Source organism: Actinomycetota bacterium, from assembly GCA_040905475.1.
In the GTDB taxonomy this organism is placed as follows: Bacteria; Actinomycetota; AC-67; order AC-67; family AC-67; genus DATFGK01.
Window position 1 is genome coordinate 1 of sequence record JBBDRM010000110.1, and the last position, 23,770, is coordinate 23,770.

The following is a 23,770-nucleotide window of genomic DNA, read 5'->3' on the forward strand; positions in this document are numbered from 1 at the left end:
CGCGAGGAAGGAAGCGCACGGGTAACGACGGGAGTCGTGGGGATGATCGGCGCAGTGCTGATGGTCATGTCGTTCTGGCGGCCGGTTCCCGCGTGGGACGGCTGGGCGATCTGGTCGATGGATGCAAAGGCGCTCGCCCAGTACGACTCCTTCGACAATCCGGCCTTCCTCGCCCCGGAGTACTCGCGCCGTTTCTACCCGCCCCTTCTCCCGGCATGGCAGGCGACCGCGTATCAGCTTTCCGGTGACTACACGCGCAGCTTCCCGACCCAGGTCCAGTTGGCGTGGCTGTGGACGGCCGGGGCGCTTGCTCTGGTCGGGGTCGGCTGGCGTCGTCGACCCTCCGGACTGGTCCTGCTCGCGTGGGCGGTCTCTCCTGTGGTTCTCCTTCAAGTGATGAAAGGCTACGCCGACGTTCCGTCGTCGATGTTCGCGGTCGCCGGCGCGGCGTTGCTCTTCGCGTCTCGAGAGGAACGCGGCGGGATCGCTCCGGCAGCCATCCTCCTCGGCGGCGCGGCCGCGACGAAGGCGGAGGGTGCCATCCTGGCGGTCGTGGTGATCGGGGCGCTTGCACTGTGGGACCGGCGTCGCCGCGCTGCAATGGCCTGCGCCGCGATCGTCATCGCCACCGTCCTGCCCTGGATCATCTTCGCGACGGCTCACCAGCTGTCGGGCTACCTCTTCCAGAACCGGGTGCAGGAAACGGTCCTCGGACGCGTGCCGACGATCGCTCGTTCGATGCTCGGCGAGATCTTCGACCCGGGCTCGTGGGGCTTGCTCCTCCCCGCGATCATCATCGTCCTGGTCCTCTCACGCCCGCGGGCCATGGCGACCACCGCCGCACTCGGAGGGCTGGCCGCCATCTTCCTCGTGTACATGCTGACGCCGTTCAGCATCGCGTGGCTGATCCCGCGGAGCCTTACCCGGGTGATGATCGGGCCGATCGGGCTCCTCGCCCTCGCCGCGGCGATGGCAGAGCCACGACTTCGGCGCGAAACGAGCCCGTTGCCGCCTCGAGAGGAGTGCGCACCCGCGGCTTCCGTCTGAAGTTGGGCCTCGCCGGGCTGCGGAATGCGTGCTGCCGATGGGTCCGCAGTTGTTTCAACCAGCGTACCGTTGCCCCGCTGGGATGATCGACCCTTCGCACGCGACGCCCTTCCCGACTTCCGAACCGGGCCCCAGGACCGACCCACGCACGCGCGCGCGGGTGCGGATGTGTGCCCCGTCGAGCAGGACACTTCGCGCCACCTCAGCGCCCGCCTCGATGCGCGCCCCAAGGCCGAGAACCGCCATCCCAACCCCGTCGGGTGCTTCGGCGCCCACGTCGAGGAGGACGTCTCCGGCGCGACGCCCGACCGGCTCGGCGGTCTTCGCGCGCCCGGCCAGCACATCCCAATGCGCTTGCAGGTACCGTTCGGGCGTTCCGATGTCGAGCCAGTACTTGTCGGATGGGAATCCGAACACCGAGCCGCGCTCGACAAGCACCGGAAACACCTGCCGTTCGAACGACCACATCTCGCCGGCCGGCACGTCGGCGAGCGTCTCGGGCTCGAGCACGTAGGTGCCGGCGTTGATCAGGCCACCCTTGCTCGCGACCTCCGGCGGCGGCTTCTCAACGAACCCCTGCACGCGCCCGGCGTCGTCGAGCGGCACGAGGCCGTAGGGCCCAGCGTCCTGGACCGGGGTCAGCGTCAACGTCGCGACGGCGCCCGTCGCGCGGTGCGCGGCGAGCAGCGCCGTCAGATCAAGATCGGTCAACACGTCCCCGTTGAACACGATCGTCGTTCCGTCCATCCGATCCAGGACGTTGCGCACGGCGCCCGCCGTGCCGAGCGGCTCGGTCTCGCGAACCACCTCGAGCCGGATCCCCTCCCCCGCCATGCGCTCGACGAACGGATCGAACGCGTCGGCGAGATAGCCCGTCAGCAGCATCGCGTCGGTTATCCCGTGCGTGCGCATGAGGCGCAGTTGATGTTCGAGGAACGGGCGGTTGCAGATCGGCAGGAGCGACTTCGGGATCGTGTAGGTGAGTGGACGCAGGCGAGTGCCCTCGCCGCCGGCGAGGATCAGGGCCTTCATCGGACCGCGCCGGCCTCGGCGTCGAGCGAAGCCTGAACCCCGGGCACGACCTCGGCCAGCGCCTCCCGCCACGGACGCAGCACCGGAAGTCCGGCGGCGCGCCACGCTATGCCGTCCATCGGCGCGTAGGCAGGGCGCACGGCCGGGCGCGGCATCGCGGAGGTCGGCACCGGTTCGACCCGCTCGGGATCGAGCCCGGCCTCCTCGAACGCCGCGCGCGCGAACTCGAAGCGCGAGCAGATCCCCGCGTTCACGCCGTGCAGCACGCCGGTCGCCCCGCGCTCGATCAGCTCGACGAGCGCAACGGCAAGATCCGGTGTCGACGTGGGCGAACCGGCCTGGTCGTCCACGACCGACAAACGGTCGCGCGACCGGGCCGCGCGAAGGATCGCCGCCACGAAGTTCTTGGTCCCGGTGCCGTACAGCCACGCCGACCGCACCACCGCCCAGCGGCGCGCTTTCGCCGCCACCTCGCGTTCGCCTTCGAGCTTTGAGCGGCCGTAGTGAGACACCGGGTTGACCTCGTCGGTCTCGATGTAGGCCCGGCCAGCGAGGCCGTCGAAGACGTAGTCCGTCGACACCTGTACGACGAGTGCGTCCCCGGCCGCCCGAGCGATGTTCCCCGCCCCGATCCCGTTGATCAGCCGCGCGCGCTCGGGGTCGCCCTCGCACCCGTCGACGTCGGTCCACGCCGCGGAGTTCACGATCGCGTCCGGCGCGTGAGCCCGCACGGCGGCTCTGACGGCGTCGGCGTCGGCGATGTCCAGCTCGGCGTGCGACAGCGGGATCGCGTCGTCTCCGAGTACGGCGGCGACGTCGCGGCCGAGCTGCCCGGCCCCGCCGGTGATCAGAACCCGCACGCGCTCACTCCTGCCGCGCGCGGATCGGTTCCCACCACCACCGGTTCTCCCGGTACCACTCGACGGTGGCTTGGAGCGCGTCGTCGAAGCCCCACTGCGGCGTCCAGCCGAGCGCCCGGAGCCGCGTCGTGTCGACCGAGTAGCGGCGGTCGTGGCCGGGCCGGTCGGCGACCGGAGTGATCAGCGCGTGCGGCTTGCCGAGCAGGTCGCAGAGGGCTTTCGTAAGCTCGACGTTCGTCAGCTCGTTGCCGGCGGCGACGTTGTAGATCTGGCCCACCTCGCCCTTCTCGAGCACGGCGTGGATCCCGGAGACGTGGTCTTCGACGTGGATCCAGTCCCGCACGTTCATGCCGTCGCCGTACAGCGGAACCGTCTTCTCCTCGAGGAGGTTGGTGACGAACAGTGGGATGACCTTCTCCGGATACTGGTACGGCCCGAAGGTGTTCGAGCCGCGCGTGATCAGCACGGGCATGTCGTAGGTGCGGTGATACGAGCGCACCAGCAGGTCGCCGCCGGCCTTCGACGCGGAGTACGGGCTCGAGGGGTCGAGCCGGTCTTCCTCGTTGAACGAGCCCACGTCGATCGAGCCGTACGTCTCGTCGGTCGAGACCTGAAGGTACCGCGGCGTCTTGTGGCGGCGCGCCGCGTCGAGCAACGCGTTCGTGCCGAGCATGTTCGTCCGAACGAACTCCGCCGCCCAGTCGATCGAACGATCGACGTGCGACTCGGCTGCGAAATTCACGATCGCGTCGTGGCCCGGCACGACCTCGTCGAGCAGCGCTGAGTCGCAGATGTCGCCCTTGACGAACCGATAGCGCGGGCCCTCCTCGACGTCGCGGAGGTTCTCGAGGTTGCCGGCATAGGTCAGCAGGTCGTAGTTGGTGATCTCGACGTCGGGGCGCTCGCGCAGCACCCAATGCACGTAGTTGGATCCGATGAACCCGGCGCCGCCCGTGACCAACAGGCGCACGTCAGATCACTCCGACGCGGCCGTGGTCCCCCACCATCAGCCGGTACGCCTTGGGCTTGTCGTCGGATCGCTCCACGGTGACTTCCTTCCCCAGAAGCGAGTCCTCGAGCCGGTGCATCCCGCGAACGACGCAGCGCTCCATGATCACCGAGTGCTCGATCTCGGAATCCTCGATGACGCACGCGTCGCCGATGGCCGTGTACGGACCGATGAACGTGTCGATCACCCGCGTGCCCCGGCCGACGACGGCCGGACCGCGGATCGTCGAGTTCTCGACGACCGAGCCCTCTTGAAGCACGACGGCACCGACCAGGCTCGAGGCTTCGTCCACGGTCCCCGACCGTTCCGGCTTCAGGTCTTCCATGATCAGCCGGTTCGCGTCGAGCAAGTCGTTGAGCTTTCCGGCGTCCTTCCACCAGCCCTCGACCAGGTGCGGCCGGACCTCGTGACCGTTATCGATGAGCCACTGGATCGCGTCCGTGATCTCGAGCTCGCCGCGCCCGGACGGTTGGATCGCGCGCACGGCTTCGTGGATCAGCGGCGTGAACAGGTACACGCCCACGAGCGCGAGGTCCGAGGGGGGGTTCTCGGGCTTCTCGATCAGCCGCACGATGTGATCCCCGTCCAGCTCGGCGACCCCGAACCGCTGCGGATCCAGAACGTGGGCGAGCAAGATCTGCGCTGCACAGGGGCGATCGGTGAACGCTCGGACGAGGTTCGTGATCCCGCCCTTGAGCACGTTGTCGCCGAGGTACATGACGAAGTCGTCCTCGCCGAGGAACTCCCGGGAGATCAGCACCGTGTGGGCCAGGCCGAGCGGCGCCTCCTGAGGGATGTACGTGACCTCGATCCCCCAAGGCGACCCGTCCCCGACGGCCTCCTCGATCTCGGGTGCCGTATCGCCGACCACGAGCCCGACCTCACGCACGCCGGCTTCGGCCAGGGCTTCCAGCCCGTAGAACAGGATCGGCTTGTTGGCGATGGGAACGAGCTGCTTGGCCGAGGTATGGGTGATCGGCCGCAGCCGGGTTCCGGCTCCGCCGGAGGGGATCAGCGCTTTCATCTCGAGCGAAAGAGTACCCGGTCGGCCGGGCTAGCTCGGGCTGGGGCTCGCCGACGGCACCTGATCGGCACCCAGGACGATGAGGATGTCGGTGTCCTGTTTGGCTGAGCCTTCCTTGACGACGGCGCCGGGGAATTCGTCGTTCAGCAGGGCAGCCTTCGTCTCGGCTCCGAATTTGTAGAAGATCGTCGTTGTGGCGTGGTCGCGACGGTCGGCATTGCCGATCTCGCGGACGTCGAAGCCGAGCTCCTCGAGGTCGTCGCGGACCTTGCCGGCCAGCCCAACGGTGATGGTTCCGTTGAGCACGGTCACCGTCACATCCTCCGGCTTGGGGATCGACGCGCCGGTCTTCCCGTAGGGAGGCAGCTCGGTGTCGTTCCGAAGAGCCGCGTATACAGCCTTCGCTTCCTTGTCCCGCTGGATCACGTACGAAACGCCCCCGATGTAGTCCGGGAAGGAAGGGACGACCCGGAAGTCGACGTTCGATTGCTTGAAATCGGCGAGTTTGTTCGCGATCCCGCGGACCTCATTGAGATCGAGCTCCTTGTTGGTGACGATCCCCTTCTTGACGGCGTTCGCGAGCTTTATCAAACGTGGTATGTCGGTTAGGAACCCGATGCTCGTCACCTTGCTCATGAGTACCCGCATGAACTGCTGCTGTCGCTCGATCCGTCCGAAGTCGCCGCGCGGGTCCTGTTTCCGCATGCGGACGTAGGAGAGCGCGAGCTTCCCGCCGAAGACCTGGCACCCCGGCTTCTTGATGATGAGGCCCGATTCCTTGTCGTCGTACGCGCGATCGACGCAGAGCCGAACCCCGCCGACGGCATCGACGATCTCCTGGAACGAAGCGAAGTTGATCTCGACGTAGTGATGGATCTTCAACCCTGTGTGCGCTCTGATCGTGTCCATCACGAGATCGGGCCCGCCGCTGTATGCGGCGTTGATCTTGGAGAAGCCGCTCTTTCCCGGGATCTTCACGCGAAGGTCGCGCGGAAAGGACAGGACGGTGGCCGATCGATGGTCGGCAGGCACGTGGACTACGAGAATGGTGTCGGCTCGCCTTCCGGTGCCACCTCGGAAGGCGCGATCGTCCTGCTGCGCTTTGTCGACTACGTCGCGCCGGTCGGAGCCGAGCACCAAGATGTTCTGGGCTTGCCCGGGAGGTAGCGGGTCGACCTTCAGGTCCTGGTGAGTTTGCTCGAACTTGTCGTTGATGTAGTTCCAGACGTAGAGGCCGGTGCCCCCGATCAGGAGTCCGAGCGCGAGCAACACGATGAGCGCGATCCTGAGCACCTTGCGCTTCCGGCGAGGCTTCTCCCGGAAGCTGCGGAACTCGATCGTCGGACGTTCCTGTTGTTTCACGCGCGGATCAACCCACCTCGAGAAAGAGAACTGCGAACGAACCAACCAAGTTTACCCGCTCCGGGTGTGGCCGTTCTGCTCGAAAGTACAGCGACCGCGTTCAGCGTCTGCCGAAGCGGATCTTCGCGATCACCCAGAGCGCGATGACGCCGTCCTGCCAGGCGATCTTCTTCCCTTGGGCTCGGGTTCGGGCCTTGTAGCTGATCGGCACCTCGTACGGGCGGTGACCGGCCCGCAGAAGCTTGGCCGTCACCTCGGCCTCGATATCGAAGCCGTCCGACCTCAGGCCCAGCGTCCGTAGGATCGGCGTCCGGACCATCTTGAAGCAGGTCTCGAGGTCTGAGATGTAACAGTTGAACAGAACGTTGGCCCAGGTGTTGAGGAACTTGTTGCCGAGCACGTACCAGTACGAGAACGCGGTGTGAGAACCGAAGTTCCTCGTGCCGTAGACCACGTCGGCATCGTCGCGGATGAGCGGCTGCAGGCATCTCGCGAGATCCCCGGGGTCGTACTCGAGGTCGGCGTCGAACGGGACGAATACGTCGCCGGTCGCGGCTTCGAGCGCGGTTCGGAGGGCCGCGCCCTTCCCCCGGTTCTGTGGATGACGGATCAGCCGGATCTGCTCGGGGAGCATCATCTGGCCCAGCTCTTCCCAGGTGCCGTCGATCGACCCGTCGTCGACGATGATGATCTCGGTCTCGACTGGGAACGGCGTCGAGTTCAGCTCTTTCAACGCGCGGGCGACACGGGCGCGCTCGTTGTAGACCGGCACCGCGATCGTGAGCTTCGAGACCGGCACGTCCGAATCCTAACCTACTCGCCGTGCTCCGCCCGCCTCTTGAGGATCGCGTCTTTGCGGGCGAGGCGGTGCTCGCGTCGGATCTTCGCTTCGGCCATCCGGCGGCGCTCCTCGGGGGTTTCGGGCTCGAGCCGAGGGACGGGCTTGGCGTTGCCGTCCTTGTCGAGGGCCACGAACACCAGATACGCGGTCGAGACGTGGCGTCGCTCGCCGGACATGGTGTTGTCGGCGTCTACCCGGACCCCGATCTCCATGGAGGTTCGACCCACGTCGTTGACCTGCGCGCTCAGCGTGACGACGTCGGAGAGATACACGGGCTCGATGAACACCATCTCGTCCATCGCAACGGTCACGACCCGGCTCCGGCAGTGCTTGACGGCCGAGAGGCCGGCGGCGGTGTCGCAGAGCTTCATGATCACGCCACCGTGAACGTTCCCCGACAGATTCGCGTCCGTGATGCTCATAGCCTGCGATAGCACTACGGCGGACTCAGACGGTTTGCGCGTCTCCTCGGTCATCGGCATTGCATCCTACGCCGGTAAGATGCGGCCGAGGCGTCTTCCGGCCGCGGAGGGATCCCACGATGTTTCCCCAGCCCCCGTCAGAGGACTACTACGAGGGATTCAACGAGTATCTCTTCCGCGGCGTGCCGCGAGACGCCAAACGGATCCTCGAGGTCGGGTGCAGCAACGGACGGCTGGCTTCCGAGCTGAAGCAGCAGGACCCCGAGCGGTACATCGCCGGCGTCGAGCTCGATCGGGCTGCGGCCGAGATCGCACGATCCCGGATCGACGACGTGTTCGTGCTCGACATCGAACGCGAGCTGCCGCCGATCGAGCCCGGCTCGCTGGACTGCGTGCTCTTCGGCGACGTCCTGGAGCACCTGGTGAACCCAGAAGCGGTTCTGGTCGCCGTTCGCCGGCTGCTCTCCGACAAGGGCATCGTGCTCATATCTGTCCCGAACATCGGCCATTTCACGATCATCAGGGAGCTGCTTCGCGCCGACTTCATGTATCAGCCCGCCGGCCTCCTGGACTCCACGCACCTGCGTTTCTTCACACACGCGACCGTCACGAAGATGATGCTGGACGCCGGGTTCTTGCCGAGCGTCGAATCGATCGTCCCGGCCCCGATCACGGACGAGGACGTTCGTGCGGCCCGGCCGCTGCTCGACCGATTCGCCGTGGATCCCGGGCACGCCAAGAAGTATCTGGACGCCTACGAGTACATCTTCAAGGGCGAGTTGCTACCGGTCGCCGAGGCGGCGTCCCGGCCCGTCACGTTCGTCGCGGCCGTCAACGATGAGCAGCAGCTTCGGTCCAACCTCATGCGCTCGCCGTGTTTCGCACCGGGGACGCCGCACGAGCTGCTGTTGATCCGAAGCTCAGCGAGCGCCGCCGACGCGTTCAACGAGGAGATCGGGTCGGCGAAGAACGAGCTCGTCGTCTTCGTGCAGCAGGGCATGTACCTGCCGAGAGGCTGGGACGCGTTCTTCACCCGGGGCTTCGAGGAAGCCGAGGCCCAGTTCGCGCCGGTGGGCGTGATCGGTGCGTTCGGAACCCGCGGCCGCGACGGTGAGGTCGAGCAGGTCGGCCGGATCGTCGATCGCGACAAGCTGACGGACACACCGGTGCCCCTGCCGGCCGAGGTCGGCAGCGTCGACGAGATGGTGCTCGCCGTGCGCCGAACCACTCCCCTGCGATTCGACCCGTCCCTCGGGTTCCACCTGTACGGCGCCGACCTCTGTCTGGCCGCGAACGCGCTCGGGTTACGGAACGTCGTCGTCGAAGCCCCATGCTTCCGCAACTCCCCGTTCGCCTTCCCCTCTGCCGCTTTCCATCGAGCGCGGGAGTTGCTCGTCGCCAAATGGCCGGACGCGCGTCCTCTGTGGTCCGGTGCGGGACGGCTCGACACGATGCGCACGGAGCCGGCTCCGTCCACGTGGCTCGAGGAGCAGAAAGCAACGTTGAATGAACACCTGCGGGAGCGAGACGCGTTGCGCCGTCAGCTCAATACGGCTCAGGACCGGGTCAAGCGGATGGAGGCCAGCGCGTTCTGGAAAGCGCGGAACGTCGCGCGGACGATCGTTCGCCGGGGGGGCTTCGGGCGCGCGAAGAACAGCGAGGGTACGAAGGAGAAGCGGCCCTAGCCCTGCTCGGGTCGGCCGCCGTCGTGCGCGGCCGCGACGAGCTCGGCGACCTCACCCATCAACCGGGTCAGATCGAAGTCGCGCGGCGTGAAGACCGCCGCTACCCCGGCTTCCCGGAGCTTGGCAGCGTCGGCAGGCGGGATGATCCCACCGACGATCACCGGAACCTTCGCCGGATCGACGCCGTGCGCGCGCATACGATCGAGCACGTCCGGAACGAGCAGCGCGTGCCCGCCGGAGAGGATCGACAACCCCACGACGTGGACGTCCTCTTCCGCCGCGGCCCGGGCGATCGCTTCGGGCGACAGGCGGATCCCCTGGTAGACGACCTCGAAGCCCACGTCGCGCGCGCGGACGGCGACCTGCTCGGCGCCGTTGGAGTGACCGTCGAGACCCGGCTTACCGACGAGCATCCTGAGCCGCGTGGCTCCGATCCGCTCGGCGACGTCGGCCACCTTGGCGCGGACCTGCTCCAGCGCCTCGTGACCGTTGCGCGTCAGCGCGGTCCGGCCGACCCCGGTCGGGGCGCGGAACTCCCCGAACGCCTCGCGGAGCGCGTCGGCCCACTCGCCGGTGGTCACTCCGGCGCGCGCGGCCTCGATCGACACCGGGACGAGGTTCTCGGCGCCGAGCGCGGCGGCCCGGAGCGCGTCGAGCGCGCGGGCCGCTGCGCCGGGATCGCGCGAGGCCCGCCACCCCTCGAGGTTCGCGATCTGGCGCTTCTCCGCCTCGGGGTCGAGCTTCTCGAACATCGCCTCGTCGGTATCGAGCGGCGAGGGCTCGGCCTCGCTGTAGCGGTTCACGCCCACAACCGTGATCTCGCCCGACTCGATCGCCCGCTGACGCCGCGCGAGCGAGCCGACCAGCTCCGACTTCATGTACTCGATGGCTTCGACGGCGCCGCCCATCCCGAGGACCTTCTCCATCTCGGCCCACGCGCCGTCGGCGATCTCGCGGGTCTTGACCTCGATCACCTCGCTCCCGCGAAGGACATCCTCGTACTCGAGCAGGTCGGTCTCGTAGGCAAGGATCTGCTGGAGGCGGAGCGACCACTGCTGATCCCACGGCCGCGGGAGCCCGAGCGCCTCGTTCCACGCCGGGAGCTGCAGCGCGCGGGCTCGCGCGTCCTTCGACAGCGTCACGGCTAGCGCCTCGAGCAGGATCCGGTACACGTTGTTCTCCGGCTGGGAAGCGGCGAGCCCGAGCGAGTTGACCTGAACGCCGTAGCGGAAACGGCGGAACTTCGGGTCGGCGACGCCGTAGCGTTGGCGCGTGAGCCGGTCCCAGAGCTCGGTGAACGCGCGCATCTTGCACGTCTCCTCGATGAAACGGAGGCCGGCGTTGCAGAAGAACGAGATGCGCCCGACGACTACGGCGAACTGTTCGTCGGGCACCCGGCCGGAGGCCCTCACCGCGTCCAGCACCGCGACGGCGTTCGCGAGCGTGAACGCCACCTCCTGGACCGGCGTGGCGCCGGCCTCCTGCAGGTGGTACGAGCAAACGTTGATCGGGTTCCATTTCGGGACCTCGTCCGCGCAGAACGTGATCATGTCGGTGATCAGCCGGATCGAAGGGCCGGGCGGGAAGATGTAGGTCCCGCGCGACAGGTACTCCTTGAGGATGTCGTTCTGCGTCGTCCCCGACAGGGATCCGCGCGGCGCTCCCTGCTCATCGGCGACCGCGATGTACAGGGACAGGAGCCACATCGCCGTCGCGTTGATCGTCATCGACGTGTTCATCTTGTCGAGCGGGATCCCGTCGAGGAGGGCCCTCATGTCACCGAGGTGGCCGATCGGGACGCCCACCTTGCCGACCTCGCCTGCGGCCATCGGATGGTCGGCGTCGTAACCGGTCTGGGTCGGCAGGTCGAAGGCCACGGACAGCCCCGTCTGACCCTTGGCTAGGTTCTTCTTGTAGAGCTCGTTCGACGCCCGCGCGCTCGTGTGGCCCGCGTAGGTGCGGAAGAGCCAGGGCTCGTCCTTCGGATGATTCACGGCCATCTCGCTCCCATGGTAGCGAAGGTGCGGTTTGGGGCCGCGAGAGGCCGGATGCGAAGTGGGAGAGGTCGCTGCGGCGCGCTTCTGCCACTTCCGCGGCCGGCCGACCGGCTAGCGCCGGGCCGGTCTGCCGGCCTTGCGGCCAAGCCTCCTCGTCGCGCGGAACGGCAACGTCCGCAGCGGGAATAGCCGTGAGACCCCCTTGCGCCGCGCGAGCCCCGAGTAAGGATCGGTCCGCTTGCAGATCCAGATCTCCTCGTCCTTGATGAGGCCGAAGCGCTCGATCTCCTTCGCGGACAGCTCGCCGGCAGGTTGGACCACCGTGGGGAGAAGACCGCCTTCTTTCAGCCGCGACTCGAAATCGTCCCCGTACCACCGGATGTGATCGTGCTGGCCGAACCGGGTGATGCGGACCTCCTCCGGGGCGGACGGATCCTCGTCGGTCGGGACCCCGCGGCGGCGAGGCACCTGGACGATCGCGATCCCGCCTGGTTTCAGCACGCGCGCCATCTCCCGGATCGCACCGCCGTCGTCGGGGATGTGCTCCAGCACGTGGTAGCAGATGATCAGATCGAAGGCGACGGCTTGAAGCGGAAGCTGAGTGAGGTCGCAACGAACGTCCACCCCGCCTGCCATGAAGCGGTCCACGCCGACGTAGCGGCGGCCCAGGCCCGGGCGGAGCGTCCGCCGGGTCGATGGCGCCGGCGCGATGTCGAGCACGCGCGCCGGCTCAACGATCAGGTACCGGTGGGATCGGAGGACCATCCGCAGCAGACGGTGCCGTTCGAGCGCCTCGCAGTGCGGGCATCGCGCACCGGGTCGGCCGCCGGGCCCGGGAAGGAACGCGTCGACCTCCTCGTCGCACGCGGGACAGAAGTGAGGAGCGCTCAATGCAGGGTCACCCGCGATCGCCCAGCGTCGCGCCGCTCATGTCCTCGATGGTCGAAGGCCGGGAGCGGAGCCGCTCTTCGAGCATCGGGACGAGCTGTCGAGCCCTCGCGTCGAACGAGTGCTCTCGCCTGACGAGCTCCATGCCCGCCTGTGCCAGCGCCCTCCGCGCCTCCGGATCGTCGGCGTAGCGCGCGAGGATCTCGGCGAGCTCTTCCTTGCTCCGGAACACCGGCACGGCGTCGCCGAGCAACCGCTGCGACCCTTCGACGTGATCCGAGACGACGAAGCCCCCGCACGCGAGGATGTCGAAGATCCGATTCGAGATGAAGCCGTGTTTGCTCATGTCGGGCCAGTGGTCGTTCAGGACGATGTCGGCGGAACAGTAGAGCTCACGCAACCGCTCGTTGGGGAAGTACGAACCCTTGAGATGCTCCGGGGAGATCAGGCCCTCCCAGTTCGATCCGTACACGTGGAGCGGCACGCCGAGCTCGATCGCCCACATGACGGCAGGACGGTACTGCTTCCGCGAGCCGCCGACGAACAGCACCGGACAACGAAGCGTGGGATCGGGCTGGACCGGGCGGAACTTGTCGCTATTGGTGGCCTGCAGGAGCGGAAGGACGGGAACGCCGAGCCTCGCGGAGAGCTCATCCGCGAAGGGCTCGGACGCCGCGAGAACCAGATCGAAACGCTCACATTCGTCCATATCCACGTCGTCGGGATGGCTGATGATCCAGATCACGTTGAGGTGGCCCGGCTTCGGCGCGTAGTCATGAAGGCCGCGCAGCTGCACGACAACGTCGGCGTCCTGGCACTCCGGAAGGTCCCACTCGTTCCGCACGTGGATGCTCGTTCGGAAGCCGGACCTGCGCAACGAGCCGGAGAGATCGCGGGCGAAGTGCGTATCGCCCCACTCCTCGGCGACGTCCCAGTTCGGCGTCGAGATCCGGGCCGCGACCGAGGGCAGCCGAACGACCGCCACGGCGGAGGTCAGGAGGGTCTCGGCCCGATGCGCGTAGGTGTGCGAGGCGAGGACTTGAGATCGCAGCTTCCGCGCCGTGTCCGCGCGCAGCTCGTCGTCGGCGAGGTAACGGTCGAGCTGTGCCCGCAACTCCTCCCGCGATCCGTAGGTCGGCAGGGCTCCGCCGAACAGCTCCTCGGATCCGCGCACATTGTTGGTGATCACGAGCGTGCCGCACGCGAGCGCCTCGAACACCCGAGAGTTCATCGACCCGTAGGGCAGGGAATGCTCGGCGGTGTCGTCGATCACGATCTTGGACGATGCGTACAGCTGAGGAAGGCGCTCGAACTCCAGCTGTCCGCGACGATGGGCGGCCGCCTCGGGGACCGTTTCCCATCCCCTGCCGTACAAGGCGAACGTCTCGCCGGGGCGCACGTCGATCCGATCCAGCACGGCCCGTCCGGATCCCCAGTTGTTCCCGGTGAACGTGTAGTCGCAGACGAGGTCCGGGTGCGGCTCGGACGGCCGGAAACGCTCACTCGACGCCAGCGGCAGGGTGACCGGATCGTGGAGGGTCTGCTCCCGGATGATCGCCGCGCTGGCGTCGCTCGACGCTGCGACGACGTCGAACCGCTTGAACCAGGGCCTGGCGATCCACCGATCGGTCCAGTTCCGGACCCACGCGATCGTGAAGGCGCCCGAGGGACCGCGACGGATGTCGTAGCGGTCCAGCAGCACGACGACGACGTCGACGTGCTGCTGCACGGCGTACCACCGGTTCTGGTGACCCTCGATGTAGAGGACCTCCCAGCCCTTCGCGGTCAGAGCGTCGCCGAGCTCATGGGCCGTGTAGTAGTCGCCCCATCCGGCGGTCGGGTCGTCCTTCGTGACCGTGATCGCGATCGTCCTCGTGGTCCGGCCGGTCCACGATCCGTCGCCGAGGAGCTGATCGAGCCGGATGGACCGGCACAGCGGGGCCCCCCATCGCTCGGCGAACAGCGCCCAGTTCCGCGCTCGGTTCTGCCGCACGACGTCCGAGGGGAGCATCACCTGCGTCCCGAACTCGTGGTGGAAGAGCGCTGCGCCGCCGCAGAGCACGATCTCGCCGCCGTCCGCGCGCAGCTTGACGCACAGATCGACGTCCTCCGCCCCGTACACGTACCCCTCGGTGAACCCGCCGGCGCGCCGCAAGCGATCGCGGTGCACGAGCATGCACGCCGCCGTCACCGCGGGAACGCGCCGCGTCGCGGCGAGCGCGGGGTCGCGCGGATCCTCTCCCGTCCCGAGGTTCCGCGCGCGCGGCGCCCCTCCGGCGAACGTGAAGCCGACCCCGGCGTGCTGGATCGTCAGCCCGTCAGGATCCTTCGGGCTTCCCTTCCCTTCTCTTCGCGGATACACGAGCAACGCCCCGACCGCCGCGCGAGCGGGATCCTCCTGCGCGGCGCCGACCATCGAGCCGAGCCAGCCGGCGTTGATCGGTTCGACGTCGTTGTTGAGGAACAGGACGAGGTCGCCGCGCGCGGCGGCAATCCCTTGATTGTTGCCGGCGGAGAAGCTCGCGTTCTCCTCGTTGCGGATGACCCTGATCGGGAACGTCCACGGCTGCGCGAGAAGGGCCGGCGTGTCGTCCTCCGAAGCGTTGTCGACCACGATCAGCTCGAACGATCGGTACGCGGTGCGATCGCGCAATGCGGGAAGCAGTCGCCGGAGGTGTCCGCTCCCGTTACGCGTCAGGACGACGATCGAAACGAGCGGCCCCTCGCGAGGTTCCTCACCCGGGCGGAGGGCGCGGATCGATGCGACGACGTCTCGCTGCGCTCGTTGCTGCGCCCGTCGCTCGAGCGGTCGGCCGAACCGCGCGCGGCGAAGCAAAGCGCTGGTGATCCGCGATGCTTTGAGGACGAGCCGGAGCGCGGGCCGCCTGCCCAAGATCCCAAGGCGCCGCTCGGCGCGCCGGGCTCTGCTCCGATATTCCTGAAGCCTGGCGGCGTCCGCGTCCGCCCGCTCGCTGGAGGAACGCAGGTCACGAAGAGCCAGCTCCAGCCGGCCATTCGCCTCCCGGAGCTCCCGCTCGATGCGCGAGAGGCGCTCCTCCTCATTCGCCATGGTCTTTCGCTCCACGTACTCGCGTCGATCGTTTGGATGGAGGTCGCTCCAGAGCGGGGATGTTAGCGGAACGGACGTGACGGCGAGTTTCCGTCGACAAGTCGCGCGGAACAGCCCTCGTCGTCAACAATGCTCGGAGTCGAAGAGCAGATCCGGAGGAGCCATGAGCGAGCAGATCACAACGGTCGGCGTCGTCGGATGCGGAACGATGGGATCGGGCATCAGCGAGGTGTGTGCCCGCGCCGGCTACACGGTCGTCTTCCGCGAAGTGACCGACGACGCAGTCGAGGCTGGCCTCGCGCGGATCCGGAACTCGATGGACCGCGCCGTCGAGAGGGGGAAGCTGGCGCCGGAGGAGCGCGACGCGGCGATCGGGCGCATCAAAGGCTCGACGACCCTGGAGGGACTCAAGGAAGCGGACCTGATCGTCGAGGCGATCCCCGAGAAGCTCGAGCTCAAACAGCAGCTCTTCAAGGACCTCGACGGGATGCTCCCGGATCACGCGATCCTCGCCACGAACACCTCCTCGTTGCCGGTGATCGAGATGGCCGTCCAGACCGGGCGCCCGAGCCGGGTCGTCGGGTTCCACTTCTTCAACCCGGCGCCGGTGATGGGTCTCGTCGAGCTGGTGAAGACGGTCGTCACCGACCCGGAGGTCCTCGAAACGACGAAGTCCTTCGCCGAGGCTCTCGGCAAGAACCCGGTCGTGTGTCAGGATCGCGCCGGCTTCATCGCGAACCTGCTCCTGTTCCCCTACTTGAACAACGCGGCGCGGATGGTGGAGTCCGGGTTCGCCACGCGCGAGGACATCGACGCCGCGATGCAGTTCGGATGCGGACACCCGATGGGTCCGCTGGCGCTGCTCGACCTCATCGGGCTCGACTCGACCTACGAGATCCTCGACGCGATGTACCGCCAGTTCCGCGAGACGCTGTACGCGCCGTCCCCGCTCATCAAGCAATTCGTCACCGCCGGGTTCCTCGGCCGCAAGGCAGGCCGCGGCTTCTACGAGTACGAGGAAGCCGACTCGCCGCGTCTCAAGGAGTCCGGTCACCACCGCCGCGAAGTTCCGGCGACGGCCGGCGCGCACATCCGCAAGATCGGCGTGCTCGGCTCGGGGACGATGGCGAACGGGATCGCCGAGGTGGCCACCAAGGCCGGGTACAAGGTAGTCCTTCGCGCGCGCACGAAGCAGCGCGCGAGCGAGTCGGCTGCCAAGATCGACAAGTCGCTGGCGAAGGCCGTCGAGCGCGGCAAGATGACGCAAGAGAAGCTCGAGGCGACGCGCGCGCTGCTCGAAACGACGACCGAGATGGACGCGTTCGCCGACTGCGACCTGATCATCGAGGCGATCGCCGAGGAGCTCGACGTCAAGCTCGAGCACTTCAAGCACCTTGACGAGATCGCTCCCGGGCACGCGATCCTGGCCTCCACGACATCGTCGCTTCCGGTCGTGGCGCTCGCCGCGGTCACGGAACGGCCCGAGCAAGTCGTCGGCATGCACTTCTTCAATCCGGCACAGGTGATGAAGCTGGTCGAGGTCGTGCGCACCATACGCACGAGCGACGAGACGGCAGACAGCGTCTTCGCGGCAGGCGCCAAGATGGGGAAGCACTGCGTCGTCTGCCCGGACCGCGCCGGTTTCATCGTCAACGCGCTGCTCTTCCCCTACCTCAACGACGCGATCACGATGCTGGAATCGGGCTACGCGACCGCGGAGGACATCGACAACGCGATGAAGCTCGGGTGCGGTCATCCGATGGGACCCTTCGCGCTCCTCGACATCGTGGGGCTCGACGTGTCGCTGCAGATCATCCAGTCGCTGTACCGCGAGTTCCGGGAACCTGGATACGCTCCCGCGCCGCTGCTCGAGCATCTCGTCCACGCCGGCTACCTCGGGCGCAAGGCCGGCCGAGGCTTCTACACCTACTAAGGAGTACGGCCATGGGAACCGAGATCTTCTCGCTCGAAGGCAAGCGCGCCCTCGTCACCGGGGCGTCGCGTGGCATCGGCGCCGCGATCTCGCTGGCATTCGCCGGAGCCGGCGCCGACGTTGCCGTCACGGCGCGCACCACGACAGAGCTCGAGGAGCTCGCCGGGAAGATCGAGGCGACCGGACGCAAGGGGGTCCCGATCACGTGCGACGTGACCAAGACCGACGACGTCGCGCGCTGCGTGGACGCGGCGCTCGGTCGGCTCGGCGGGATCGACATCCTGGTCAACAACGCGGGAGGATCCCGCTTCATGGCGCCGTTGCTCACAACGCGGGAGGAAGGGTGGGACAAGGGGATCGCGCTGAACCTCAAGAGCGTGTTCCTGTTCTGCCAGAAAGCCGGCGCGCACATGGTCGAGCGCGGCTCGGGTTCGGTGATCAACGTCTCATCCGTCGCCGGCGTCAAGGGGTTTCCGACGCTGTCGTTCTACGGGGCGGCCAAGGCCGGGGTGATCAACCTCGGGAAGACGCTCGCGGTCGAGTGGGGTTACGCGAACGTTCGCATCAACACGATCTGTCCCGGCTGGGTCAAGACGTCGCTCAACACGAACCTCTGGCGTGACGACCCCGCGGTGGCGGCTGCCACCGTCCAAGGCGTGCCGCTCGGTCGCTGGGGCGAGACCGCCGACATCGTCGGCGCCGCGATCTACCTCGCTTCGGACGCGTCGCTGTACACAACCGGAACCGTCATCCAGATCGACGGCGGGATCGCCATCTAGTGCCGCGCCGGAACTATCCGCCTCGGAAGCGCCGGGCTCGGCGCCCGGAGGAGGAGCCCGAGGAGCTCCGCGCGCCCGACACCGTCGCGACCGCCCCGCCCGGGTGGCAGGTGCGGCTCATCCAGCCGGCTTCGGCCACCAAAGAGTACCGCTGCCCCGGCTGCAATCAGGAAATCCGGGTCGGGACCAAGCATGTGGTCGCGTGGCGCGAAGGGTCCGAGGACCATCGACGCCACTGGCACCTGCCCTGCTGGCAGCGCACCCGGCGCTAGATCACGCCGTCGGCCTTGAGCTCGGCAAGCTTCTCGGCCGTGATCCCCAGCCTTCCGTAGACCTCTTCGTTCGCGGCGCCCATCGGCAGGCCGGCGTGGCGGATGCGCCCCGGCGTGCGCTCGAAGCGTGGCGTGACGTTCTGCATCCGGATCGGCCCGAGCTCATCGTCGTCGACCGTGACGATCGTCTCACGCGCCACGTACTGGGGGTCGGCGACGATCTGGCTCGCGTCGTAGATCGGGGAGGCGGCGGCGTCCTCGCGCTCGAAGGCCTCCATGACCTCGTCGAGGGAGTGGGCGCCGATCCAGCGGCCGATCACCTCGTCCAGCTCGTCGATGTGATCGAGCCGGTCGTTGTTGGTCGCGAAGCGCGGATCGTCGATCAACTCGGGCCGCCCGATCGCGCGGAAGAGCCGCTCGGCGACGGTCTGCGCGGTTCCGCTCACGCCGACCCAGCGGCCGTCGGCGGTTCGGTAGGCGTTGCGCGGCGCCGAGTACGCGATCCGGTTGCCGATCCGTCCCATCACGACGCCCAGCCGGTCGTACGCCATCACGAGCGGTCCGGTGATCTGGAACAGCGACTCGTAGAGCGAGGCGTCGATCACCTGGCCTCGCCCGGAGCGTTCCCGCTCGTGCAGGGCCATCATCACGGCGTACGCGCCGACGAGCCCGGCGACCTCGTCGGCCAGCGCGATCGCGGGCAGCATCGGCGGGCCGTCCGGGAACCCGGAGACGCCGGCCACGCCCGAGATCGACTCGGCCAGCGTCCCGAAGCCGGGCTTACGCGCGTACGGGCCGGTCTGCCCGAAGCCCGAGATCCGCAACACGACGAGTCGCGGGTTGATCTCCTCGAGCACGTCCGGGCCGAGGCCCCAGCGCTCGAGCGTGCCGGGGCGGAAATTCTCGATGAGCACGTCCGCGTCCGCGCACAGGCGGCGGGCGATGTCCTGACCCTTCGGATGAGAGAGGTCGAGGGTCACCGGCTTCTTGTTCCGGCCGATCAGCTTCCACCAGAGGGCGACGCCGGAATCCTTGAAGCCCATGTTGCGCGTCGTGTCGCCGGTGGTCGGGTGCTCGACCTTGATCACTTCGGCGCCGAAGTCGGCGAGGTATTTGCCGGTCGACGGGCCGGCCACGATCGTGGCGAGCTCGATCACGCGGAGCCCCTCCAGGGGCATGCCCGCGTTCTCGGCGGTCACTTCGAGTCGCCGCGGCCGCTGCGACGAACGCTCACGAGCCCCAGGCCCGGCAGGCGCAGCGCCAGACGCCAGGCGTCGGAGCCACGGACGTCGGCCGCTCCCCAGCCGGAAGAGTCGGCGCGGGCGGCGACGACCCAACGCGATCGGCCGGAGACGCGTTGCGCCTCGCTCTGATCCTTTCGCCATATGCGGAGGATGGCTTCCCGGATCGCGGCCTCTTCCTCGGGCGTCGGCGAGCCGGCGACGACCTCGATCTCGGGAGGCTCTGCCATGCGACTAGAGGGGGATGTTGTCGTGCTTGCGAGGCGGAAGTGTCTCGCGCTTGGTCAAGAGCATCTCGAGCGCGCTGATGAGGCGCGGGCGGGTGTCGCGAGGGTCGATCACGTCGTCGACGTACCCTCGCTCCGCCGCGATGTACGGGTTCGCGAACCGGTCGGTGTACTCGGAGATCTTCTCGGCTCGCGCCGCTTTCGGATCGTCGGCCTTCTCGAGATCCTTGCGGAAGATGATGTTGACGGCGCCCTCCGGCCCCATCACGGCGATCTCGGCCGTCGGCCACGCGAACGCCATGTCGGCCCGGATCGACTTCGAGTTCATGACGACGTACGCGCCGCCGTACGCCTTCCGCGTGATGACCGAGATGCGAGGCACGGTCGCCTGGCTGAAGGCGAACAGCAGCTTCGCGCCGCGCCGGATGATGCCGCCCCATTCCTGGTTGGTCCCCGGCAGGAACCCCGGAACGTCGACGAACACGATCAGGGGGATGTTGAACGCGTCGCAGGTGCGGACGAACCGAGCGCCCTTCTCCGACGAAGTGACGTCGAGGCAGCCGGCAAGATGCATCGGCTGGTTCGCCACGATCCCGACGACGTGACCGTTGAGCCGCGCGTAGCCGGTGAGGATGTTCTCCGCATAGTGCGGGAACACCTCGCACCACTCGCCGTCGTCCACGACCATCTTGACCACCGCGCGCATGTCGTACGCCTTGTTCGACGAGTCGGGGATGATCTCTACCAGCCCTTGCTCGCGGCGATCGGCGGGATCGGTCGGCGGATAGAAAGGCGGATCCTCGAGGTTGTTCTGCGGAAGATAGCTCATGAGGTAGCGGACCATCTGCAACGTGTGCCGCTCGTCCTCGCCGACGAAGTGCGCGATCCCCGAGCGCGAGGCGTGCGTCATCGCCCCGCCGAGCTCCTCGAAGGTGACCTCCTCGCCGGTGACCGTCTTGATGACGTCCGGCCCGGTGATGAACATGTGCGAGGTTTCCTTCGTCATGAAGATGAAATCGGTCATCGCCGGAGAGTAGACGGCGCCGCCCGCGCAGGGGCCCATGATCACGCTCACCTGGGGGATGACGCCCGACGCGCGGACGTTGCGCTCGAAGATGTAGCCGTAGGACGCGAGCGAGACGACACCTTCCTGGATCCGAGCTCCGCCGGAGTCGTTGAGGCCGATCACCGGCGCGCCGGTCTCCAGCGCCAGGTCCATGATCTTGCAGATCTTCTCGCTGAACACCTCGCCGAGCGACCCGCCGAACACCATGAAGTCCTGGGCGAACACGAAGACCTTTCGCCCGTCGATCGAGCCCCATCCCGTCACGACGCCGTCGCCGTAGGGACGGGTGCGTTCGATCCCGAACCCGTGCGCCCGATGACGGGCCATCGCGTCCAGCTCGGTGAACGAGCCGGGGTCGAGCAGGATCTCGATCCGCTCGCGCGCGGTCAGCTTCCCCCGGTCGTGCTGGCGCTCGACGGCCTCCTTCGAGGGCGGGCCGGAGGCTTCAGCCCGGCGCTTCTCCAGTTCGGCGATCTTCTCTTCGACGGTCTTCGTCTGCGGCGCGACGGCCGGTCCGGAAGCCGGGGCGCCGAGGTCGTTCGATGAATCCTTTCCTGACTTCTTGGGTGCCATGGTTCCTCGTCGGGTCGGTGGGCGCGGCGCCCGGTCCCCTAGTCGCCGTCGGCCGCGCTGGACGGCGCGGATTCTAGCGTAGCGGGGAGGTGCCCCCTGCCATGTACCTCGCCGCCGAGGGCGACGTAGATGATGCCCCCCACGATGCTCGATAGAAGCAGCGCAGCGAGCACGAGCAGAGCGAACGCGAGCGCAACATCGTGCTCGACGCCGTACCGGCCGAGCGCCCAGATATAGGCGCCTTCGCGGAAGCCCAGCCCGTTCAGCGAAAGTGGGATCATCGTCGCCAGGGACGAGATGACGACGATCGATGCGAACGCCGCGATCGGGACCCCATCGATGCCGAGCGCCTTCGCGATCATCACGTGGTAGGTGAAGACAAGGCCCTGGAATAGCACCCCGAATAGGTAGCCGCGGCCTGCGGCTTCCGGGTGGCGTCCCGCTGCGTGGACCTGCCGGATCGCCCGGCGGATCCGGCCTCCGATCCCCTCGTGCTTGATCAGGCGACCCCCGCCTAGGAGGCGCTCGCCGCCCAGCAGCAGCACGGTCGCAGTCCCCATGATCGCGATCGAAGCCCCAAGGGCGATGAGCGGCACACCCTGCCGGTTGTCGCCGGAGGCGAGGATGTACGCGGACGACACGAGGCCGATAGCGGCCATGCCCACGACGCCGGCGAAGCGATCGAGGAACACCGAAGCGAACGCGGGCGCGAGGCTCTCCTTGCCGCGCCCGAGGCGCACGGCTTTGTACGCGTCCCCGCCGATCCCCGTCGGCAGGAACGCATTGAAGAACGTACCGACGAAGTACAGACGGAAGAGGGTGGGGTACGAAAGCTCGATCTCGAGCGCGTCGAGATATGCCTTCCATCGGAACGCACTGACGAACAGCCCGGTGAAGATGGCCCCAAGCGCACCCAGCAAGAAACCGAGGTTCGCCGTGCGCAACGTGTCCCAGAGCTCGCCGACGTCCGACCGCCATATCAAGAAACCGAAAACGCCGACGCCGACGAGGATGCGGATCAGAATCTTCAGCCCGCCGCCGCGTTTGCGGACGGGCGTCTGCCGATCGCCGTTCTCGAGGGTGAGGTCTGCCATCTCGCTCCGTCGGACTCGGCGCCTACATTACCCTGTACTCCTCATCCTCCTGCGGTGGGGCGACGTCCATGCGGATCCTGCTGGTCAACTACGAATACCCGCCGCTCGGTGGGGGCGGCGGTGTGCTCACGCGCACCCTCGCGGTCGAGCTCGCGGGCCGACATTCGGTGACCGTCCTGACCAGCCGCGGAGCCGGGCTGCCGTCCGAGTCGTTCGACGACGGCGTTCACGTCGTCCGAGTATCGGTCGTCGGCCGGCGGGAGCTCGCGCGCGCATCCACGTCCTCGCTGCTGTCGTTCGTCCCGGCGGCGCGCCGGGGAGGGAGCCGGCTCGTCTCGGGCGGGACCTTCGACGTCGTCCATTCGTTCTTCGCCGTGCCCTCGGGAGCCGCGGGGGCCGTTCTGGCGCGCCGCGCCTCGGTCCCGCACGTCCTCACCGTGATCGGCGCCGATATCTACGACCCGAGCCGTCTCTCCCCCGACCGGTTCCCGCCCCTCAAGGCCGTCGTCGGCCGGGTCGTTCGAGGCGCCGACGCGGTCACGGCGATCTCTCGAGACATCGCGCAGCGCGCCAAAGCTCTCACCGGCCGCGCCGACATCTCGGTCGTGTCGTGCGCCGTGGAAGCGCCGTCGTTACCGAAGCCGGATCGAGCCGCCCTCGGCTGGTCTCCGGACGAGGTCGTGGTGCTCACGATCGCCCGCCTGGTCGGACGCAAGGGCTTGGACGCCCTGATCGGCGCGGTCGGCCGGGCTGGTCGACCCATACGGCTCGAGATCGTCGGAGACGGCCCGGATCGCGTCGCGCTGGAAGCGCTCGCTCGGGCCGAGGCGCCGGATCGCGTCGTGTTCGCCGGCCCGGTCGACGCGGACGGGAAGGCCCTTCGTCTCGCGTCGGCCGACGCGTTCGCGCTCGTGTCGGCGCACGAGGGGTTCGGCCTCGTCTACCTCGAGGCGATGCACGCCGGGCTGCCGGTCATCGCCGGGGACCTCGGCGGGCAGACCGACTTCCTTCACGACGGCGTCAACGCGTCGCTCGTGCCCCCGGGAGACGCGACGAAGCTTTCGGCCGCGCTCGGCCGTTTCGCCGCGGACGCGGGGCTGCGCCGGCTGCTGGCACAGAACGCCCGCGCGACCGCGGCCGAATACACTCCGCAGCGGATGGCGGCTCAATACCTCGAGGTCTACGTGGCGGCGACGCGATGAGCGAACGCACGAACGTCCGAAAGCAGATCGAACATTACGAGCAGATGGCTTCGAAGTTCGACCGTTCGGTCTGGTCCCTCGGCAACCGCGACAACCGCAACCACTTGGTGAAGGTCCGAGCCATCGCCGACGCGCTGGGCGCGTCG

General features: G+C 67.9%; 20 protein-coding genes. 6 read left to right on the forward strand and 14 right to left on the reverse strand.

Annotated features, from left to right (window positions below):
- Positions 1-1,047, forward strand: a 1,047-nt coding sequence (locus tag WEB06_12970; protein ID MEX2556523.1) for a hypothetical protein, incomplete at its 5' end; no start/stop codon positions are given.
- A 54-nt stretch (positions 1,048-1,101) separates the two neighbouring features.
- Here the strand turns inward: WEB06_12970 and WEB06_12975 are convergent.
- From WEB06_12975 to WEB06_13005, 7 genes are all read right to left on the reverse strand, one after another.
- The gene (locus tag WEB06_12975) at positions 1,102-2,079 is read right to left on the reverse strand and encodes an NDP-sugar synthase (protein MEX2556524.1); all 978 of its coding nucleotides are present in this window, start codon (positions 2,077-2,079) and stop codon (positions 1,102-1,104) included.
- Positions 2,076-2,939 carry a dTDP-4-dehydrorhamnose reductase gene (rfbD, locus tag WEB06_12980; GenBank protein MEX2556525.1) on the reverse strand — a complete coding sequence of 288 codons (864 nt, stop codon included), beginning with the start codon at positions 2,937-2,939 and terminating at the stop codon, positions 2,076-2,078. Before rfbD ends, WEB06_12975 begins: the two co-directional genes overlap by 4 nt.
- A gap of 4 nt (positions 2,940-2,943) precedes the next feature.
- A complete protein-coding gene (gene rfbB / locus WEB06_12985) occupies positions 2,944-3,909 on the reverse strand; it encodes a dTDP-glucose 4,6-dehydratase (GenBank protein MEX2556526.1) in 966 nt (321 codons plus the stop codon).
- Position 3,910: 1 nt separating this feature from the next.
- Positions 3,911-4,972 (reverse strand): glucose-1-phosphate thymidylyltransferase, encoded by a 1,062-nt coding sequence (locus WEB06_12990; GenBank protein MEX2556527.1) that lies wholly within the window; start codon positions 4,970-4,972, stop codon positions 3,911-3,913.
- Positions 4,973-5,002: 30 nt separating this feature from the next.
- On the reverse strand, positions 5,003-6,334 hold the full coding sequence (locus tag WEB06_12995; protein MEX2556528.1) for an LCP family protein: 1,332 nt from the start codon (positions 6,332-6,334) through the stop codon (positions 5,003-5,005).
- A gap of 100 nt (positions 6,335-6,434) precedes the next feature.
- Positions 6,435-7,133, reverse strand: a complete 699-nt coding sequence (locus WEB06_13000; protein ID MEX2556529.1) for a glycosyltransferase family 2 protein — start codon at positions 7,131-7,133, stop codon at positions 6,435-6,437.
- A 14-nt stretch (positions 7,134-7,147) separates the two neighbouring features.
- A complete protein-coding gene (locus tag WEB06_13005; GenBank protein MEX2556530.1) occupies positions 7,148-7,651 on the reverse strand; it encodes an acyl-CoA thioesterase in 504 nt (167 codons plus the stop codon).
- A 65-nt stretch (positions 7,652-7,716) separates the two neighbouring features.
- Here WEB06_13005 and WEB06_13010 point away from each other — a divergent pair, with 65 nt between their 5' ends.
- Complete coding sequence (locus WEB06_13010; GenBank protein ID MEX2556531.1) at positions 7,717-9,282, forward strand: class I SAM-dependent methyltransferase; 1,566 nt, start codon at positions 7,717-7,719, stop codon at positions 9,280-9,282.
- Here WEB06_13010 and WEB06_13015 read toward each other — a convergent pair.
- The 3 genes from WEB06_13015 to WEB06_13025 form a co-directional block, all read right to left on the reverse strand.
- Positions 9,279-11,282 (reverse strand): methylmalonyl-CoA mutase family protein, encoded by a 2,004-nt coding sequence (locus WEB06_13015; GenBank protein MEX2556532.1) that lies wholly within the window; start codon positions 11,280-11,282, stop codon positions 9,279-9,281. The genes WEB06_13010 and WEB06_13015 overlap by 4 nt on opposite strands.
- Before the next feature lie 108 nt (positions 11,283-11,390).
- The gene (locus WEB06_13020; GenBank protein MEX2556533.1) at positions 11,391-12,170 is read right to left on the reverse strand and encodes a methyltransferase domain-containing protein; all 780 of its coding nucleotides are present in this window, start codon (positions 12,168-12,170) and stop codon (positions 11,391-11,393) included.
- A 7-nt stretch (positions 12,171-12,177) separates the two neighbouring features.
- Complete coding sequence (locus WEB06_13025; protein MEX2556534.1) at positions 12,178-15,252, reverse strand: glycosyltransferase; 3,075 nt, start codon at positions 15,250-15,252, stop codon at positions 12,178-12,180.
- 148 nt (positions 15,253-15,400) lie between these two features.
- Here WEB06_13025 and WEB06_13030 point away from each other — a divergent pair, with 148 nt between their 5' ends.
- From WEB06_13030 to WEB06_13040, 3 genes are read left to right on the forward strand one after another with little or no spacing between them, the layout of a single operon-like run.
- The gene (locus WEB06_13030; GenBank protein MEX2556535.1) at positions 15,401-17,170 is read left to right on the forward strand and encodes a 3-hydroxybutyryl-CoA dehydrogenase; all 1,770 of its coding nucleotides are present in this window, start codon (positions 15,401-15,403) and stop codon (positions 17,168-17,170) included.
- A gap of 11 nt (positions 17,171-17,181) precedes the next feature.
- The gene (locus WEB06_13035) at positions 17,182-17,949 is read left to right on the forward strand and encodes a glucose 1-dehydrogenase (protein ID MEX2556536.1); all 768 of its coding nucleotides are present in this window, start codon (positions 17,182-17,184) and stop codon (positions 17,947-17,949) included.
- The gene (locus WEB06_13040; protein ID MEX2556537.1) at positions 17,949-18,221 is read left to right on the forward strand and encodes an ATP/GTP-binding protein; all 273 of its coding nucleotides are present in this window, start codon (positions 17,949-17,951) and stop codon (positions 18,219-18,221) included. The genes WEB06_13035 and WEB06_13040 overlap by 1 nt, the downstream gene beginning before the upstream one ends.
- Here the strand turns inward: WEB06_13040 and WEB06_13045 are convergent.
- From WEB06_13045 to WEB06_13060, 4 genes are read right to left on the reverse strand one after another with little or no spacing between them, the layout of a single operon-like run.
- Positions 18,218-19,399, reverse strand: coding sequence for a CoA transferase (locus WEB06_13045; GenBank protein MEX2556538.1), 1,182 nt, complete (start codon positions 19,397-19,399; stop codon positions 18,218-18,220). The genes WEB06_13040 and WEB06_13045 overlap by 4 nt on opposite strands.
- A gap of 17 nt (positions 19,400-19,416) precedes the next feature.
- Entirely contained in the window at positions 19,417-19,692 is a 276-nt protein-coding gene (locus WEB06_13050) for a hypothetical protein (protein MEX2556539.1), read from the reverse strand.
- Between the two features lie 4 nt (positions 19,693-19,696).
- Positions 19,697-21,328, reverse strand: a complete 1,632-nt coding sequence (locus WEB06_13055; protein MEX2556540.1) for an acyl-CoA carboxylase subunit beta — start codon at positions 21,326-21,328, stop codon at positions 19,697-19,699.
- A gap of 38 nt (positions 21,329-21,366) precedes the next feature.
- Positions 21,367-22,422, reverse strand: a complete 1,056-nt coding sequence (locus WEB06_13060; GenBank protein ID MEX2556541.1) for a lysylphosphatidylglycerol synthase transmembrane domain-containing protein — start codon at positions 22,420-22,422, stop codon at positions 21,367-21,369.
- A gap of 68 nt (positions 22,423-22,490) precedes the next feature.
- Here WEB06_13060 and WEB06_13065 point away from each other — a divergent pair, with 68 nt between their 5' ends.
- A complete protein-coding gene (locus tag WEB06_13065) occupies positions 22,491-23,624 on the forward strand; it encodes a glycosyltransferase family 4 protein (protein MEX2556542.1) in 1,134 nt (377 codons plus the stop codon).
- Positions 23,625-23,770 lie beyond the last annotated feature (146 nt).